The sequence below is a fragment of the Nocardia sp. NPDC046763 genome (assembly GCF_040645495.1).
GTDB lineage: Bacteria > Actinomycetota > Actinomycetes > Mycobacteriales > Mycobacteriaceae > Nocardia.
In genome coordinates this window covers 194,433-212,492 of record NZ_JBEYYI010000012.1, presented here as the reverse complement: position 1 = coordinate 212,492, position 18,060 = coordinate 194,433, and the positions used below count along the sequence as shown (strand labels likewise).

Here is an 18,060-nt window from a genome sequence, read left to right as displayed (position 1 = left end):
CGCCGGGCGACCTCCAGATTCTGGACGGGGTAATCGGGGACCTCATGTGAGATTGGTTGAGACACTGCTCATCTCCTGTTCCGACGATGACGACCGGGTTGGTGATCGCAGGGCACCTGCACCTCGACGTAGCCGCCGCCGATCCGTCGTAGCCGGATCGACCGCGCATGCTGGCGGGCAGTGCTGAGCTCGTCCAGCATGCTGACGACCGTGGCCACTACGCTGAATACGGTCATAAGAGACAAAACCCAAGTTTCCCAGGACATTACGGCTCCAGACATTGGCCGAATGGGGCAGAAAAGGCCAAAATTCGATGGCCCGCCTCGAGTAGACTCTTGGTGAGCGGAATTCGGAATGGCGAAACGCTCGAATGTGGCTGAAATATAAAGGAATTCAGATACGGGGATGCCCGTGGCGGAGACGCCCGTGGCGGAGCCTTCCATATTTCGGTGCGTCCGATAGTGAGGGTAACGAGATGGTGACCGGATCGACGATGGCGCGGCGGGCACTTGGCCGGGAACTCAAGCGCTTGCGGGAAGCGAAGCGGATGCGGCAGTCCGAGGCCGCGCGGGCCATAGGGGTGTCGCCGCAGACCATCGGACGCATGGAGGACGGGCTGCCCACCAAGGTGTCCGATCTCTATATCAACGTCCTGTGCGATACCTACAGGGCGACCGCCGAACAACGCGCGATGCTCCTGGAGCTCGCACTCGAGGTGCGAACCACGCACAAGTCGGGCGGCGGGTGGTGGCGTGCGTATGCCGATGAGATGCGGGAAGGTTTCGACCACTACATGGGGCTCGAGGAGGCGGCGCGCAGGATTTCCGTCTGGAAGGTCACCATCATCCCCGGACTGCTCCAGACACCCGAGTATCGGCGCGCGCTCGCATGGACCGAAACGCCGGGAGTCCAAACGGAACCGGTCGAGAAGCGTGTCGCAATGGTCGTCCGCCGACAGGCACGGCTCGACGACCCCGACTTCGTCGTCGATGTCGTGCTGTCGGAAATGACGCTCCGCGATCGGATCGGCGGGGCCGGAGTCATGGCCGCGCAACTCCGGCACCTCGCCGAGGTAGCGGAGTTCTCGAACGTCTCGATTCGGGTGGTTCCCTTCGACACCTCGGGGCATCTCGGTTCGGTGACGGGATCGTTTGTGCTGCTGGAGTTTCCGAAGATGTCGGCGACCGGATTGATCGAACCGCCCGTGGTGTTCGTGGAAGAATACGCGGGAGACCTCTATCTGGAGCGAGAGGCCGAAGTGAAGCCCTACCGCGACGCCTTTGCCGAGATCAGCCGGGTAGCGTTGAATCACGACACGTCTCGGCAGTTCATCCTGTCGATAGCGAAGGAGTACGGCGAGTGAGCATCGACCTGTCCCGCGCCCAGTGGTTCAAATCGACCCGCAGCACTTCACAGGGCGAATGCGTGGAGGCGGCCCACCTCGACGAAGGTCGGGTCGCTGTCCGGGACTCCAAGAATCCTGGCCCCGCACTGGTTTTCGGGCCGGATGAGTGGGATGTATTCACTCGGGCGGTGCGGGGCGGACGGTTCGATCTCTCCTGATCGTCTGGCAGAAAGCCCCCGTCACGATCAATGCCAGTGAGGGGGCGCGGTGGAGCAGCCGCAGAGTGGGTAGGAGCCCGATTTCGCTGCCGCGGGATCAGTGGGATCCGGGGTCGCGGGAGGGCCGGTGGACAGGGAGCGGGAAGGGGGTCGCCGCGGCGATTCTCGCCATGCTGTTCGGCGGGATTGCGCTGTGCGGGTTCTTCGAGGGCCTTCGGCACGGACGACCGACCGGACTTCCCGCTCTACGCCTACGTCGTCTTCGTGGTCGCCTTCTGGATGCTGGCGGCGCTGCCTCCGGCTACCCGACTGCGATAACCTCCGCCGAGACTCCATGATCCCGCCCCGCAGCCACAGTGAAACCAGCAGTGCACGACCCTTTCACGAAGTGGGCCTGGCACTCTAAATAACCAGGCGTACAGGACAATTCGGGTTCTCCCGCGTTGTGATCGGCGATGGAATTAGCACATGGATTCGAAGGGGGAAACACTCGACACGTGCGGCATCGCCGAGCTGGCAGCCGCCGTCGAAACCCTCTCGAACACCATCCTCGACGGCAACCTGAACTCGTTCTCCGACCGTGACGTCGTGGAGTTGATGCAGCGGCTCGAAACCTGCAAACGCCAACTGTCCGCGCTGGATTCACGCCTGATCATCGAGGCCTGCAATCGTTCGCTGCCCGAAGGTGGTGGAGCCAAGGATGTGGTGCCGTTCCTGCGTCAGACGTTGGGCCTGTCGAAGCACGACGCGTCGGTGCGGGTGAAGATCGCCATGCAGTGCGGTGAGTTCTTCGAGCCCACTGGTCATCTGCGTCCGGCCACATTGGAGAAGACCGCCGAAGCCTATGAGGCAGGCGCTATCTCACGTGATCATGTTCGCAACATCATCGACGTCATGAACCACCTGCCCGCCGACATCCCGGCCGAGTCCCGCACCGAAGCTGAGCATCTCCTCGTCGGCCATTCCCGCATCGGGTGGCCCGATGATTTGCCCAAGATCGGCCGCGAGATCCTCGCTCGTGTCGACCCCGACGGCACGGTCGTCTCCGACGCCGACCGCCGTCGCCGCCGCGGCCTGATTCTGAGTCGTCCCGGGGTGGACGGGATGTCGTGGATCGAAGGCTGGCTCACGCCCGAGTTGCGGGCGCTGTTGGATGCGATGTTCGCGAAGCTGGCACGTCCGGGCATGTGCAACATCGACGATGCCGACAGTGTTGCCGCCACGGTCAAGGTCGTCGACTCGGCGGTGTTGGAGGCGGCGGCGCGTCGTGACCGTCGTGATGCCGGGCAGCGCACCCACGACGCACTGTTCGCGTTGTTGCAGCCCGGTGTCGACCCGGCCAAGCTGGGGTCGCATCGTGGTTTGCCGGTGCAGGCGATCCTGACCATGTCCGTCGCCGACCTCGAGCGTGGGGTTGGGGTCGTGACGACCGCTTCGGGTGGCCACGTGAGCATCAGCGAGGCGTTGAAGCTGGCCGAGGGCACCCGCCCGGTGCTGGCGGTCCTCGACGCGGACGGGTTGCCGCTGTTTCTGGGTCGCTGCCAGCGGCTGGCGACCCCGGCTCAGCGGTTGGCGTTGATCGCCCGCGACAAGGGTTGCACCCGCCCGGGATGTGACGCACCCGCCTCGATGTGCGCGGTGCACCACATCACCGACTGGGCCAAGGGCGGCCCGACGGATCTGAGCAACCTGACGTTGGTGTGCGATCGCTGCCATGCGCTGGTGAATGACAGTGCCGAGGGTTGGAAAACCGTTGTCATGGGCAAGGATTCCCTCTGTCGGGGGCGTGCCGGGTGGGTTGCTCCGAAACGTCTCGACCCCACCGGTATTCCGCGGGTGAACGACCGACATCACGTGGGGCAGTGGGTCGCGGCTGCGATCGAATCCAGTTGCCGGAGGTGGGGTTCACGGGCAGCGTGATTCCCGGCTGCTCGTGTCCTGCTGGCGTGCGCAGGGCACGGGGATCTGTGCATCGCGGCTTCCGGCCGATTCCTCCGCACCGCCCGGGCGGCTCCATTGACAATGCGGAGTTGTCAGTCGGACGCGAACAACTGTTTCTGACCGAACCAGCTGAGCATCTATGGTTTTCGCGGAACCCCTGGGCTGGGTACTGGAAGTCGCAGCGGCCGAACTGGATTGCCCCGATCTGGGGTTGCGAATGGCGGCCCGCCGGGACATAGGTGTCCCCGGCCAGCTGGCCGTCGCGATCACGATGCCGCGACCGTGCACGACTCGATCGTGTGCGCCTCCCGGTTCCTGTCCGTCCACCACGGCGGCGTCTCGATCGGGTTGGTCCCCCGGTGGTGCGGAACCACACCGCAGCAGGTCAGGGTTGCCGCGCGGGTGGGGCAACGTGATCGTCCCGGGCTCTCGGTCCTGCCCACGCCCACCGGAATATGACCGACCCGCCCTGGGCTGGAACGTGTTTCGGGGCCCAGGGCGGGTTCTCGGCTCAGCCCGCGAGCTTCGCCAAGTTCGGGAAGTTGCTCAGCTCCCAGCCGCCGTCCACCACCATGTCGATGCCGGTGATGTAGGAGGCGTCGTCGGAGGCGAGGAAGAGACTGGGGGCGGCGATCTGTTCCGGGGTGGCGGGCGCGCCCATCGGGATGCGGTCCAGGAACATCTGTTTGGCGGGCTCGTAGCCCATGACCGCCGCGACCAGCGGGGTGTCGACCAGGCCGGGGAGGATGGCGTTCACCCGGATGCGGAACTGGGCCAGCTCCAGGGCCGCGTTCTTGGTGAACATGACCACGCCGGCCTTGCCGGTGGAGTAGGGGCTGCCACCGGGCATGGGGACGCGGGCGTCGAGCGAGGAGATGTTGACGATCGCGCCGCCGCCGGTCGACTTCATCAGGCGCGCTTCATGTTTGGTGCACAGGAAGACGCTCTTCTGAATCAGGTCGATGGTGAAGTCCCAGTCGGCCTCGGTCAGGTCGGTGACCGCGCCGATTCGGGACGCGCCCGCCACATTGAAGGCCGCGTCGAGACGGCCGAAACGGGTTGCGGCGATGGCGATCCCAGCCTCCACCTGGGCTTCGTCGGTGACGTCGGTGACCACGGGAACGAAGGCGTCGCCGAGTTCGGCGGCCTTCTTCCCGAGGCCGGCCTCGTCGATGTCGAGGCCGACGACGTTCGCGCCCTCGGCGATCAGCGCGGCGGCGATGGCCGCACCGATGCCGGAGGCCGCCCCGGTGACGACCGCGGCGCGGCCGTCGAATCTACGGACGTTCATCGGCCACCTGCCCGCAGGAATTCGCCGGTGCGTTCCTTGCCCAGGGTGTCGGCCTTCTCCCCCAGCCCGAAGACGAACTCGCCGTTCACCAGCACCGCGGTGACGGTGTCGTCATTGCGGTTGACCATGCGGGAGAGATTGTCGAACTCCGGAATCGGGTTCTCGGCATAGGCTTCCAGGCTGTCGTCCAGCCTCGCCGGATCGATGATCAGCACATCGGCCCGATCGCCCTCGCGCAGGTGCCCGGCATCCAGGTCGTACCAGTCGGCCAGCTCGCCGGACACCCGGTGCACGGCGTGCTCGACCGTCATGAACGGCCGCCCCGCCTGTTGCGCCTTGTGCACACGCTTCAGCAGCCGCAGGCCGAAGTTGTAGAAGGCCATGTTCCGCAGATGCGCGCCGGCGTCCGAGAAGCCCAGCTGCACGCTGGGATCCGCGGCCAGCACATCCAGCACCTCGGGCCGGTGATTGGAGATGGTGGTGCGCCAGCGCACCTTGGGCCCGTACTCCACCACCAGATCCAGGAAGGCGTCCACCGGATGCACGCCGCCGCGATCCACGCCGACCTGACCGAAGGTCTTGCCGATCACGCTCGCATCCGGGCACTCGGTGATCTCGGCGTCGAAAAAGTCCCGATGCCAGACCCGCGGACCCCACTTCTTGTCGTAGTCCTTGCGGAACCAGCGGCGGTAGTTCTCATCGGCCAGCAGTTCCCGGCGCTCCTCCAGCTGGTTCGACAGGTGCAGAGCCGCTGCGCCGGAGCCGAATTCCTCGAACACCGGCAGATCGATGCCGTCGGAGTACACCTCGAACGGCACCGGCAGATGCTGCCAGCGGAAGTCGCCGCCGAGCCCGTTGATGATCCGGCCCAGCAGCGGAAAGACTTTCACCACACCGGGAATCGCCTTGATGTCGGCCGCCGACAGCAGGCTCACCTTCAGCTTGGGCCGGAAGAAGCCCAGGCTGCTGGCCGCCATGCCGAGCATGCTCTGCGGCTTGGCGACGTCGGGACCGCCCTGCAATGCCCGCTTGCGGTCGCGCAGAATGCGATTCAGCCGCCGCCGTTCCTTGGCGGTGGCATAGGTCGACGGCAGCGTCCGCGACCTGCACACCTCGCCGTCCAGCTTGTCGAACAGCAGCTGCTGCGAGGACATGCCGACGAATCCGGCGTCCAGCGCCTCGGTCAGCTTGTGCTCCATGGCCGTCAGCTCGGACTCGGTCGGCTGCACATCCGGATCGGTGGCCCGCCGCAAGCCCAGCTGGGACGCCCGGATATCCGAATGACCGATGAAGGCAGCGACATTCGGGCCCAGCGGCAGCGACTCCAGCGCCGTCACATAGCCGTGCGCGCTGTTCCAGGTCTTCAGCGCGTCCACCGCCTCGACCACATGCTTGCGCGGAATCGCCTCCACCCGGCCGAACAGGTCACCCGCGTCCGAACCGCCGACATGCACGGTGGACAGCGAGCACGACCCGAGCAGCAGCGTGGTGACGCCGTGCCGCAGCGACTCCGACAGCGTCGGATCCAGCAGCACCTCCACGTCGTAGTGGGTGTGGATGTCGATCATGCCGGGCATGACCCAGCGACCGGTCGCGTCGATCACTCGCGCACAGCCGGTCTCGTCCAGCGGCGCGGCCGACACGGTCGCCACCCGGCCGTCCCGGATGCCGAGATTGCGGATGGCCGAGGGTGCGCCGGTGCCGTCGAACCAGCGTCCGTTCTTGATAATGGTGTCGTACACAGGAATTCACTTTCCCAGGGAGAGGTCGCGGCGCAGTACTTTGCCGGTGGCATTGCGCGGCAACGGATCCGCGGTGACCAGCCAGCGAGCGGGTACCTTGAAATAGGCCAGCTGCTTGGCCACGTGATCACGCAACTCGTCCTCGGACAACGACTCCGGATCGTCGACCACCACGATGGCTGCGACCTCCTGGCCGAGATCCTCGTGCGGGACACCGATCACGGCCGACTCCCGCACCAGCGGGTGCTCGTCGAGGGCGTTCTCGATCTCCTGCGGGTAGACGTTCTCGCCACCACGCAGGATGAGATCCGAACGGCGACCGGATATGTAGAGCTTGCCGTCACGCAGGGTGCCGTAATCGCCGGTGCGCAGCCAGCGGTTCTCGTCGATGGATGCCTTGGTCGCGTCCTCGTTGTTCCAGTAGCCGAGCATGACGTACGGGCTGCGGATGCAGATCTCGCCCTCTTCACCGTCGGGCACGGGCTTGCCATCGGGGTCGCGAACCTCGAGGGAGACACCGACCACCGCGCGGCCGACGGTCTCGTTGTCGGCGGCCAGCTCCGGCGGGGTTGCCACGGTCGCGGCGGTGCCGGACTCGGTGCACCCGTAACTGGTGGTGAGGCCCTGCAATGCGACCGGGAACCGCTCCCGCAGCCGCTGCACCAGTGCCGGAGACGACGGGGCGGAGTTGAGCGAGAACGCGGTCAGCGAGGACAGGTCGTACTTCGAGATGTCCACGCCGAGAATGCGACTCGCCAGCGTCGGCACCGCCGCCCAGTTGGTGACCTTCTCGGTCTCGACCAGCTTCAGCAGTGATTCGGCGTCGAACTCGCCCGAGGTCGGGAAGACGACCGCGTCGCCGGTGGCGAGCCGCGGGATCGACAGATTGTGCAGGCTCGCAATGTGGAACAGCGGCATGGTCGCCAGGTAGCGGCGCCCCGCCGGGGAACCATCCCACGCCTGCCCGCGGAATCCGGCCGCGAGGGCGTCCATGAACCGGTGGTAGTCGGCCACGGCCACCATGTTCTGCTGGGTGTGCACCACACCCTTCGGGCGGCCCGTGGTCCCCGAGGTGTAGAGGATGATCGCTGGATCGTCCTCGCCCACTTCCGCGCTCGGATTGCCGCCGGCGAATTCCGCGATCAGCGCGGGCAGGTCGGTTTCCATGGTCAGCACCGGAATGTCCGTACCGGTCTCCGCGGCCAGCGCAGCGCGCTTTGCATCGGCGATCACGACTTTCGGGGCGGAGTGATCGAGGCCGTAGGCGATCTCGCGCGGCACCCACCAGGCGTTGTAGCCGACCGGGATCGCACCCAGCCGCTGCGCGGCCCAGAAGGTCAGCACCCACTCGGGGTTATTGGCGGCCAGGATGCCGACGCGGTCGCCCTTGCCGACGCCATAGCGCTCGGCCAGTGCGGCAGCGAGCGCGCTCGCGGCCGCGTAGTGCTCGGCGAAGGTGTAGCGGGTCCGCGCGGACACCAGATACTCGCGATCACCCAGCTCACGGGACGCTTCCAGCAGCTCCAGCAGCGATCGGTGCCGGTTCTTGAACACCGGCAACGGCACTCCGAGCACCGGCTCGACCGTCATCTCGAACGGCCCGCCCGGCCCGGTCAGCTTCCCGGCCACCTGCGCGGCCAGAGCCTGGAGATCAACAGCGTTGGTCATGAATCAAGTCCTCGAATCCGATTGCGCGAACCTTCGCAGCTTGCCCGAGTGAGGCCCATCACGCACGTCCCCTCACTGTGTCGAAGGTCGCCTTCATATAGGCGTCGGCCCGCTCGGAGCCGATCAGGCCGGGGGCCATGCGGTTCATGGCGTAGGCGAACGTGACGCGATGGTCCAGGTCGTTGACGACATGCGCGCCACCCAGTCCGTTCCACCAGCAGACGCGGCCGTCCGGCACCTGCGGGGCGGTCTGCGCGTGCGGCAGGCCGTAGCCGATGCCGAAGCGCACCGGCAGCAGGATGGCCAGGTCCACGCCATCGGACTGCTGCTCGAAGATAAGGTCGATGGTCTTGTCCGACAGGAACTTCCGGCCGGCCAGCTCGCCGCCATTGCTGATCACCGACTGCAGCCGGGCGATGGAGCGGGCATTGCCGTGGCCGCCCATGCCGCCCAGCTCCGCCTGCCGCCAGCCCGGGGTCGCGCACTCGGCGAAGTCGAGCAGGGGCTGGAAAAGCGTCTTGAACATAACGCTGTCCTGCGGCAGCAGCGACTGATCGAACTCGGGGAGATCCGGCGGCACCAGGGTGGCGATGCGGTCGAAATCGGCTGCGGGCGTGCCGATGTGGAAGTCCGCGCCCAGCGGCTGCGCCAGCTCCTCCGCGAAGAAGCTGCCCAGCGGGCGGCCGGTGACGCGCTTGATCACCGCGCCCAGCAGGTGGCCGTAGTTCATGGCGTGATAACCCGACACGGTGCCGGGCTCCCACCAGGGTGCCTGCGCCGCAAGGCGATCCGAGGCCGCGTCGATGTCGTAGATGTCCGACAACACGATCGGGGCCTCCCAGCCGGAAACGCCCGAGGTGTGCGAAAGCAGGTGCCGCACTTCGATATCGGCCTTGCCGTTGGCCGCAAACTCCGGCCAGTAGTGGGCCACCTTCTGGTGTACGTCCAGCTCACCGCGATCGACCAGCAGCAGCACGCTCAGCGCGACCATGGTCTTGGTGATGGAGAAGGTGTTCACCAGGGTGTCCGCGGTCCACGGCCTGGTCTGCTCGGGATCGGCCCAGCCGCCCCAGAGATCCACCACCGTTTCACCGTCCACGGTCACGCACACCGAGGCGCCCAGCTCCGCGCCCGACTCCACCTGCTCGGCGAAAGCCGCACGAACAGCCTCGAATTCGTCGGCACAGAATCCAGCCACGTTGCGCCCACCCGTCGCCCCGCCACCCCGATGGGAATCGCTTTGCGATGCTGTCTTCATTTCTCCCCTTACGCCCGCACCAGCGCGCGACCGCGCACCGGCAGCGTGTTTCCCGCGGCGGCGGCGCGGCGCGCGCCGTCGGTGAGTTCCTTCTTCAGCTCGCGGACATAGACGTCGAAGTCGATCTGAATGGTGTGCCGTGGCGAGTTGTAGTAGCGCTCGGCGCGTTCGGCCTCCGCCTTCGCCATCGCCGCCGTCATGTCCGCCTGCGACGGGAACCGGTAGTTGCCCGACAGGTACGCCGCGACCAGCTTGGACTGCTGCTCGGCGAAGTTCACCAGCGTCGGCATCGGCTGGGCCAGGCCGAGATAGAAGAGATTGTCGATCTCCGGCTTCATCATCTGGCGGTACAGCGGCAGCTTGTTGTTGTCGTCGGGCCGCAGCGCCGGATCGGTGAAGAACGGGAAGCTGATGTGATAGCCGGTGGCGCACACCACCACATCCACCTCTTCGGACGAGCCGTCCGCGAAATGCACGGTCCTGCCGTCCAGCTTGGTGATCGCCGGCTTGAAATCGATATCGCCGCAGCCGACCCGGTGCAAGAACTCCTCGCTCGCCGACGGATGCGCCTCGAACGGCAGGTGATCCGGCTTGGGCAGGCCGTAATCCTCCATGCGGCCGCGGTTCTTGACCACGAAACGCTGCTTGAGCTTGAGCGCCACCTTCGGCGGCATCCACGCCGGCACCACCTGGGTGTCGCCGACCTTGCCGTTGACGTATTTGGGCAGCACCCACACGCCGCGGCGGGCCGAGACCCACAGCTTCGAGGCGATGAACTTCTGCGACAGCTCCGAGGCGATGTCCAGGCCCGAATTGCCCATGCCCACCACCACGACGCGCTTGCCGCGCATATCGATCGGGTCGAACGGGTCGTTGTAGGCGTGCGAATGGATCAGCGTGCCGTCGAATTCACCCGGGTAGTCGGGCGTGCGCGGATCCCAGTGGTGGCCATTGGCCACGATCAGCGCGTCGTAGGTCTCGACGCGGCCCTGATCGGTGGTCACCGTCCACAGGCCGTCGCTGTCGCGCTCGGCGGAAATCACCTTGTTGCCGAAGATGATTCGATCGCGGATGTCGAAATGGTCGACGTAATCCTTGAAGTACTGGTGCAACTGGCTGTGGTGCGGGAAGTCCGGCCATTCCTCGGGCGCCGGGAAGTCCTCGAACTGCAGACGGAACTTCGAGGTGTCGATGTGCAGGCTCTGGTAGCAGGCCGACATGCCGTTCGGGTTCTTGTAGTACCAGTTGCCGCCCACCTCATCGGAGGCTTCGTAGCAGTCGAACGGGATGCCGTATTCGGCGAGCCGCTTCGCGGCGGTGATGCCCGACGGGCCCGCGCCGATGACGCAGACCCTGGGCAATTCACGATTGTGTGCAGATAGCGCAGCCAATTCACTCTCCTGGTTCGGCGACGGGTCACAGAGCCCTGCCGGACGTGATGTGCCACACACGCTAACACTCGCTAGACAGCGTGTCTAGTGAGTGAACTTGCGTCTATCATTCAATCGTGACCCGATCCGACGTAGACCACCCCGAGACACCCGGCCAGAGCGGCACGCCCCGGCGCACATCGCTGCGCGACGAACAGAAACGCCTGACCCGCAGCCGGCTCATCGACGCGGCCAAACAGCTGTTCACCACGCAGGGGTACGCGCCGGTCCGCGTCGACGACATCGCCGCCGCGGTCGGCTGCAGCCGCGCCACCTTCTACCTGCACTTCACCGGTAAACCGGATGTGCTGCGCGCGATCGCCGAACAGGGCACGCTGCCCAGCGTCCAGCACTTCTACGAGGACCTCGACCACGTGCTCGACACCGGCTCACGGGAGGAATTCGCGGCCTGGATGCGACGCGCCATCGAGTGGTTCCAGGAGTACAAGGACCTACTGCCCGCCTGGGACGAGGCCACCACCCTCGAACCCGAATTCCGCGAGGTGGCACGAGAGGGCATCATGGCCCTCCCCAATGTCATGAGCTCCTACCTGTCACGCTGGCCCGCCGACCGTCAGGACGAAGCCCACCTGCGCGTGGAACTCCTTGTCGCCCAACTGGAACGGTTCTTCACCCGCTGGGCCATGCAGGGCACCATCGACGTCTCCGCCGAGGAAGCCGCGAATGTGCTCACCGACATCTGGTTCCCGGCCCTGCAGACTCCCGGAAACTAGAGACCCGCCAATTTGAATCAATGCCGTTCAGATGATGCGACCGTGGATACGCCGCCGCGTTCATGATCAGCTTTCAGACCGGCAGGACCGGCGGCCACGTAGTGTCCTGGCGACTCGGTGTGATGCGGGCGCGATCCAGTTCCCAGAATGCGCGCAGGGCAACGATTTTCCCATCCGCATTCACGCGGTAGACAGCCACCAGATCGACCTCGACGACCATGCCGGCGCGGGTGCTGCGAATGGTTCCGGTGAACGCCGCCTCACGACCGCAGGCGAAGGAATCCGCCCAGGTGAATTCGATGCGGCTGGGCTCGATTGCCTTGTCCCAGAATGCCGCGATGGCTTCGTGGCCCGAATGCCCCTCGCCCACCGGGTCATACGGGGAGATGCCGACCGGATCCTCGACCCGCGCGTCCGACGCGAAGAGGTCGAGCCACTCGTCCTTGCGCTTGGCGCGCACCGCGGCCTGCGAGGCGAGTCCGGCACGGCGAGCAGGATGTTCGAGCGACATCCCGCCATCCTGATCGTCGCCGGATTGAAGGGAACCGGCGAATACCGGTGAGCGGGACAGGTCAGGCGACCGGTCGAAGCGCCGATCACGGCGGCGGGGACACGCAGCGTAGACAGGTCGCCGGGGCCGACATCTCACCATGGAGACAAACTCGGGCCGACGCCAATTCGGCGTCGGCCCGGAATGTGAAATTTAATTGTTTAGGAATGGGAGGCGGCGGAACCGGTCCAGCCGAAACCCGCGCCCTGATCGGTCGGCTGGGTGTTGTTGACCAGCGCCTGGCACTGGTCGTATGTCTGGCCCGACTGGATGCACGCCGTCCACGGGTCGTAGATCGTGGGGAAATCGGCGGCGGCGGTGGCGGCCGGGCCGGCGATACCGCCTGCGATCACAGCGGCGACGACAAACTTCTTCACGTGGGGTCCTCCAGAGTCTTTACCGAATTGCGGTAAAGGTTGCCACGCGAATCGAAAATCACCAAGTGATAGGGGAATTGAGCGATTCGGTTCGGGCCGGGCCCCTAACGGGTCGGGGCGAGCCCCTAATCCGAAACTGGCCCGGACCGCGCCGATCAGGCGACCCGGACGGCCGTCAGCGAATCGATCGCCGCGAAGTAGCGATCGGTCAGCAAGCGCACCACGGCCGGGTGCACACCGATCGGCTCGGCGACACCGTCCGCACCCGCCTCGTGCAGGCGCTGGTGGAAAAGCCCGTGGGCGAGCAGGTAGGAGGCCACGAAGACCCGGTGCGCGCCCGAAGCCCGCACCGCCGCAACCACTTCCGGCACCTTGGGCTCGCCGGTCGCGATATAGGCCAGGTGGGCGGTCGTGCCGACGCGCTCCGAGAGCAGGCTCGCCGCGCGCTGCACATCCCGGCGCGCCCGCGCATCCGAGGATCCCGCGGCGGCGAACACCACCGCGTCCCCCGGCCGCCAGCCCGCGGCACGCAGCCGCAGGTGCATCACCTCGGCCAGCGCCGGGTCCGGACCCATCGCTTGGGTGACCGCGACCGCACTATGAGCACTCGCGGCCACCTCTCGCGGCACGTCCTGATACACGTGGTACCCCGAGGCCAGGAAGGCCGGAACCACCACGGCGGGAACCGGATCCAGATCCCGCAACACCTCGGCCGGGGAAGGCCCCAGCACATCCACGAACGCGGTGCGCACCCGCGGCGCGCCCACGGCGGCGGTGCCGCCATCGAACACCGCGGCGGTGCCGCCATCGAACACGGCGGCGGTGCCGCCATCGAACACCGCGGCGGTGCCGCCATCGGACACCGCCGCGATCTCACGCAATGATGCCGATGCGGCCCCGAAATCGGCACCGGCACCTGTCTCGGCGATATCGCCGCGGACCCCGTGTGCGAGCGCCGACGCACCCAGCTCCCGCGCAACAGCTCCCGCCAGTTCGGCGATCATCTCCACGCCGCGCGTGCTCCTGGTGCCGTGCGCCACCAGTACCAGCGCCGGCGCGCTCACCACGCACTCCCGGGCGGACGACCGGGGCGGGCGGCCATCGCGGGGCGGGCGGCGGAAACGGACTGCGCCGGGAAGCCCACCGGGCGGGCCGTCCCGTTCACCGGGGCGATCGGGCGGCGGGCCGCCGCGGGCGGCGGGACCTCCGCGTGCGGCGCCCGGGTGCCGGGGATGCGCGGCGGCAGGTCGCGGCGCGCGCCCAGACCTTGGGTGTGTGCCGGAACCGGCTGGCGCGCAGCCTGATTCGGACCCTCCGGGTGCGGGTTGTCGGTGCACTCGGCGGGGTCGAGGGCCAGCCGGTAGCCGCGCTTGACGACGGTCTGGATGGCCTTGGGGGTGCCGAGGCCCGCGCGGAGACGGGCGATGGCGGTCTCCACGGCGTGGGTGTCGTCGCCACCACCGGGCAGGGCGGCGAGCAGGTCCTCACGGGAGACGACCCGGCCCGGCTGGCGGGCCAGGGAACGCATGAGCGCCATGGGCGCGGGGGCCAGCTGGCGCACCTGACCGTCCACGACGACGCAGCCGCCGCGGACGCTGAGCAGGTGCCCGGCGGCCTGAATCCGGTTGGCGCGGCGGGGAAGTTCCTCGGCGACGTGGCGGGCCAGCGCGCCCAGACGGGCACGGCCCGGCATGGACGTGGTGACGCCCAGCTCCTCCAGCGGCGCGGCCGTGATGGGGCCGACGCAGGCCGGCAGCACCCGGGTGCGGAAGGCGTGGAGGACGGCCTCGAGCAGCCCGGTCTCCTTGGCGCGCATGAGAAGTGACGCCACGGCCGGAGCGCTGGTGAAGGTCACACAATCCAGTCCGGCGGTGACGATGCCCTCGATGAGGCGGTCCATGGGAGTGCGGTCCTCCGGAGGAATCCACCGGTAGACCGGGACCGGAACCACATCGGCTCCGGCACAGCGCAATACCTCGCAGAAGTCCGGCACCGGCTCCCACTCGGTGGTGGCACCGTGCAGCTGCACCGCGATCCGGACCCCCTCGACCCCCTGGGCCAGCAGGTGATCCAGCACCTCGGCGCTGGATTCCGAAGCGGGAGACCATTCTTCGCGCAGTTCGGCAGCGCGGATGGCGCCCTTGGCCTTGGGGCCGCGGGCCAGCATGCGGGTCGAGGCCAGCGTGGCGCGCAGCTCCTCGGCCAGACCCCAGCCCTCCGCGGCCTCCATCCAGCCGCGGAAGCCGATGCCGGTGGTGGCCACTGTGATCTGCGGCGGGGCCGCGACCAGCTGCCGCGTCACCCGCTCCAGCTCGGTGTCGTCGGCCAGCGGAATGATCCGGATGGCCGGGGCGGAAACAACATTCGCGCCCCGGCGGGCCAGCAGGGTGCCGAGTTCCTCGGCGCGCCGGGCGGCCGTGATGCCGACCGTGAAGCCGGCCAGCGGGGTACCGCTGTCAATCTCGGTCATGCCGTACCGCCGACGAATTGGACGGGGTCGTTGGACACCGAGACCACACCGTCCGCGACGCGGACCGCATAGACCGGCAGGGAAATGGAGTCGTCGTCCAGGCAGCGCCCGTCGATCAGCGAGAAGGCCTGCTTGAGCAGGGGTGACGCCACCACCGGCACGCCACCGCGGTCGCCCACCAGACCCCGCGACATGACCGCCGCGCGCCCGAAGGGATCGATATTGCCGACGGCGAACAGTGTCCCGTCGGCGGTGAGGAACAGCGCCGCCTGGCGGCCGCCCTTCAGCAGGACCGCCACGCCGCGGCCGGGAATCAGATAGTCCTGCCGGCAGGCCAGCGTCCAACCTGAAACGGTCGTGACTGCGGTGCCGGGTGTGTCGATCACGGTCATCGGTACTCTCCTCCGAACGCCCTACCTATTGGTACCGGCGCCCTGTTTCCTCGCGGTTAAGCAGTCATTTCCCGTGCGTGGCGGTCTCTGTGGCGTGGGTCGCATCGACCGGGATGTCCGGGATTCCGAGCAGGACGGGCACCTTGCGCTCGCCGGTCTCGTCGAAACCGATGGTCGGGTCCGACTCCTCCGGCGCGTTCACGAAGGACACGAAGCGCGACAGCTTGCCCTCGTCCTCGAGCACCGCGGCCCATTCGTCCTTGTAGCCCTCGACGTGCTTGGCCATGGCCGCTTCCAGATCCGCGGCGATGCCCAGGCTGTCCTCGCAGACGACCTGCTTGAGGTAGTCGATGCCGCCCTCCAGGGCCTCCTGCCACGGCGCGGTGCGCTGCAGCCGGTCGGCGGTGCGGATGTAGAACATCAGGTAGCGGTCGATGTACTTGATCAGCGTCTCGTCGTCGAGCTCGCCGGCCAGGAGCACCGCATGCTTCGGGGTCAGACCGCCGTTGCCGCCCACGTACAGGTTCCAGCCGTGCTCGGTGGCGATGACGCCGACGTCCTTGCCGCGCGCCTCCGCGCACTCACGGGCGCAACCCGACACCGCCAGCTTGAGCTTGTGCGGGGAACGCAAACCGCGGTAACGCTTTTCGAGCAGCACGGCCATGCCGACCGAGTCCTGCTGGCCGTAGCGGCACCAGGTCGAACCCACGCAGGACTTCACCGTGCGCAGCGACTTCCCGTACGCGTGACCGGATTCCATGCCCACGTCCACCAGGCGCTTCCAGATCAGCGGCAGCTGCTCCACGCGTGCACCGAACAGGTCGATGCGCTGACCACCGGTGACCTTCACGTACAGGTCGAACTCCTTGGCCACCTCACCGATGGTGATGAGCTGCTCGGCGGTGACCTCACCGCCGGGCATGCGCGGCACCACCGAGTAGGTGCCGTTCTTCTGCAGGTTGGCCAGGAAGTGGTCGTTGGTGTCCTGCAGCGAGGCCTGCTCGCCGTCGAGGATGTGATCGCTCGAGGTGGACGCCAGGATGGAGGCGACGGTCGGCTTGCAGATGTCGCAACCGGTTCCGGTGCCGTACTTGGCGATCAGGCCCGAGAAGGTGCGGATGCCGGTCGACTGGATGATGTGGAACAGCTCCGCGCGCGACTGCGAGAAGTGCTCGCACAGCGACTTGGAGACCTCCACACCCGACTGCTCCAGCAGCTTCTTGAGCATGGGAACGCAACCGCCGCAGGAGGTTCCGGCATTGGTGCAGCTCTTGATGGCCGGCACGTCGCAGGCGCCGTCGGCGATGGCACCGCAGATCGAGCCCTTGGACACGTTGTTGCAGGAACAGATCTGGGCGTCGTCGGGCAGCGCGTCCGCGCCCAGTTCCGCGCCCGCCGGGGAGATCAGCGCGGCCGGATCGGCCGGCAGCGGGCGGCCGACCAGCGGGCGCAGCGCCGAGTACTGGGTGGCGTCACCGACCAGCACACCACCGAGCAGGGTCTGGGCGTCATCGGAGACGACCAGCTTGGCGTAGGTGCCCTTGGCCGCGTCGTGCAGCACCACCGACAGCGCGCCCTCGGTGCGGGCGTGCGCGTCACCGAAGGAGGCCACGTCCACACCCAGCAGCTTCAGCTTGGTGGACAGGTCCGCGCCCGGGAACTCGCCCGCTCCGCCGAGCAGGCGGTCGGCGACCACCTCGGCGGTGTTGTAGCCGGGGGCGACCAGGCCGTAGCAGACGCCCTCCACCGCGGCGACCTCACCGATCGCGTAGATGTTCGGGTCCGAGGTGCGCAGGGCCAGGTCGGTGAGGACACCGCCGCGCTCGCCGACGTCCAGCCCGGAGGTACGGGCGATTTCGTCACGGGGACGCACACCGGCCGCGAAAACCACCACCGCGGCGCGCAATTCGCTCTCATCGGAGAACTTGACCGAGAGCCGCTCGGCGACCGGCGCGCCCTCGACGGTCTCGATCGAGGAGGTGCCGACACCGGTGTGCACGGCCAGACCCAGTTCGGTCACCAGCTTCTCGAGGATGGCGCCGCCGCCCTCGTCGATCTGGGCCGGCATCAGCCACTTGTTGAACTCGACCACGTGCGGGGTCATGCCCAGCAGGCGCAGCGCGTTGGCCGCCTCCAGGCCGAGCAGACCGCCGCCGACCACGATGCCGACCGCGCCCGGACCGGCCGCCTCGGCCGCGGTCCGGATGCCGTCCAGGTCCTCGAGGGTGCGGTAGACGAAGCAGCCCTCGGCGTCGTGGCCCGGCACCGGCGGCACGAAGGCGTAGGAGCCGGTCGCGAGAACCAGTGCGTCGTAACCGATCACCTCACCGGTGGAGGTGGTGACCTTGCGGGCGGTGCGGTCGATGGCGTCGGCCTTCACGCCGAGCCGGACGTCGACCAGGGTGTCGCCCTCGTAGTCGTTGCCGGGCAGCGCCAGCGCGGACGCCTCCCAGATGCCGACGTAGGAGGACAGGCCGACGCGGTCGTAGGCGGCCAGCTTCTCCTCGCTGAGGACGATGACCTGCCAGGTTCCGGCCTCGTCGCGGGAGCGCAGCGCCTCCACGAAGCGGTGTCCGACCATGCCGTGGCCGACCACCACAACGGTTTTGCGTTCGATGCTGTGGGTCATGACAGTCCCTTTCGC

At 67.4% G+C, this 18,060-nt stretch carries 15 protein-coding genes; 4 read left to right on the top strand and 11 right to left on the bottom strand.

All coding sequences use genetic code 11. The features are described from left to right. Nucleotides 1-475 precede the first annotated feature (475 nt). From ABZ909_RS21325 to ABZ909_RS21315, 3 genes are all read left to right on the top strand, one after another. Entirely contained in the window at nt 476-1,363 is an 888-nt protein-coding gene (locus ABZ909_RS21325; RefSeq protein ID WP_357002205.1) for a helix-turn-helix transcriptional regulator, read from the top strand. Further along, complete coding sequence (locus ABZ909_RS21320; RefSeq protein ID WP_357002203.1) at nt 1,360-1,563, top strand: DUF397 domain-containing protein; 204 nt, start codon at nt 1,360-1,362, stop codon at nt 1,561-1,563. Before ABZ909_RS21325 ends, ABZ909_RS21320 begins: the two co-directional genes overlap by 4 nt. Before the next feature lie 468 nt (nt 1,564-2,031). Beyond that, nucleotides 2,032-3,483 (top strand): DUF222 domain-containing protein, encoded by a 1,452-nt coding sequence (locus ABZ909_RS21315; RefSeq protein WP_357002200.1) that lies wholly within the window; start codon nt 2,032-2,034, stop codon nt 3,481-3,483. 532 nt (nt 3,484-4,015) lie between these two features. Here ABZ909_RS21315 and ABZ909_RS21310 read toward each other — a convergent pair. The 5 genes from ABZ909_RS21310 to ABZ909_RS21290 are packed head-to-tail and all read right to left on the bottom strand — an operon-like array spanning nt 4,016 to nt 10,824. After that, a complete protein-coding gene (locus tag ABZ909_RS21310) occupies nt 4,016-4,795 on the bottom strand; it encodes an SDR family NAD(P)-dependent oxidoreductase (RefSeq protein WP_357002197.1) in 780 nt (259 codons plus the stop codon). Continuing rightward, on the bottom strand, nt 4,792-6,537 hold the full coding sequence (locus ABZ909_RS21305) for an amidohydrolase family protein (protein WP_357002195.1): 1,746 nt from the start codon (nt 6,535-6,537) through the stop codon (nt 4,792-4,794). The genes ABZ909_RS21310 and ABZ909_RS21305 overlap by 4 nt, the downstream gene beginning before the upstream one ends. 6 nt (nt 6,538-6,543) lie before the next feature. Continuing rightward, the gene (locus ABZ909_RS21300) at nt 6,544-8,205 is read right to left on the bottom strand and encodes a class I adenylate-forming enzyme family protein (RefSeq protein WP_357002193.1); all 1,662 of its coding nucleotides are present in this window, start codon (nt 8,203-8,205) and stop codon (nt 6,544-6,546) included. A gap of 58 nt (nt 8,206-8,263) precedes the next feature. Further along, on the bottom strand, nt 8,264-9,463 hold the full coding sequence (locus ABZ909_RS21295; protein ID WP_357002190.1) for a serine hydrolase domain-containing protein: 1,200 nt from the start codon (nt 9,461-9,463) through the stop codon (nt 8,264-8,266). 8 nt (nt 9,464-9,471) lie between these two features. Next, nucleotides 9,472-10,824, bottom strand: coding sequence for an NAD(P)-binding domain-containing protein (locus ABZ909_RS21290; protein ID WP_357002187.1), 1,353 nt, complete (start codon nt 10,822-10,824; stop codon nt 9,472-9,474). Nucleotides 10,825-10,970: 146 nt separating this feature from the next. Here ABZ909_RS21290 and ABZ909_RS21285 point away from each other — a divergent pair, with 146 nt between their 5' ends. Next, nucleotides 10,971-11,627, top strand: coding sequence for a TetR/AcrR family transcriptional regulator (locus tag ABZ909_RS21285; RefSeq protein ID WP_357002184.1), 657 nt, complete (start codon nt 10,971-10,973; stop codon nt 11,625-11,627). 73 nt (nt 11,628-11,700) lie between these two features. On the opposite strand, the gene ABZ909_RS21280 is transcribed toward ABZ909_RS21285, so the two are convergent. The 6 genes from ABZ909_RS21280 to nirB all read right to left on the bottom strand — a co-directional run bounded on the left by ABZ909_RS21280 (nt 11,701) and on the right by nirB (nt 18,045). Beyond that, entirely contained in the window at nt 11,701-12,138 is a 438-nt protein-coding gene (locus tag ABZ909_RS21280; RefSeq protein ID WP_357002182.1) for a nuclear transport factor 2 family protein, read from the bottom strand. A gap of 200 nt (nt 12,139-12,338) precedes the next feature. Beyond that, nucleotides 12,339-12,554: a hypothetical protein gene (locus ABZ909_RS21275; RefSeq protein WP_357002179.1), complete on the bottom strand. Its 216-nt coding sequence runs from the start codon at nt 12,552-12,554 to the stop codon at nt 12,339-12,341. Nucleotides 12,555-12,709: 155 nt separating this feature from the next. Continuing rightward, nucleotides 12,710-13,618 carry a CbiX/SirB N-terminal domain-containing protein gene (locus ABZ909_RS21270; RefSeq protein WP_357002176.1) on the bottom strand — a complete coding sequence of 303 codons (909 nt, stop codon included), beginning with the start codon at nt 13,616-13,618 and terminating at the stop codon, nt 12,710-12,712. After that, nucleotides 13,615-15,024, bottom strand: coding sequence for a uroporphyrinogen-III synthase (locus tag ABZ909_RS21265; protein ID WP_357002173.1), 1,410 nt, complete (start codon nt 15,022-15,024; stop codon nt 13,615-13,617). Before ABZ909_RS21265 ends, ABZ909_RS21270 begins: the two co-directional genes overlap by 4 nt. Further along, complete coding sequence (gene nirD, locus ABZ909_RS21260; RefSeq protein ID WP_357002170.1) at nt 15,021-15,416, bottom strand: nitrite reductase small subunit NirD; 396 nt, start codon at nt 15,414-15,416, stop codon at nt 15,021-15,023. Before nirD ends, ABZ909_RS21265 begins: the two co-directional genes overlap by 4 nt. A gap of 64 nt (nt 15,417-15,480) precedes the next feature. After that, a complete protein-coding gene (gene nirB / locus ABZ909_RS21255; RefSeq protein WP_357002167.1) occupies nt 15,481-18,045 on the bottom strand; it encodes a nitrite reductase large subunit NirB in 2,565 nt (854 codons plus the stop codon). Between the last annotated feature and the right edge of the window lie 15 nt (nt 18,046-18,060).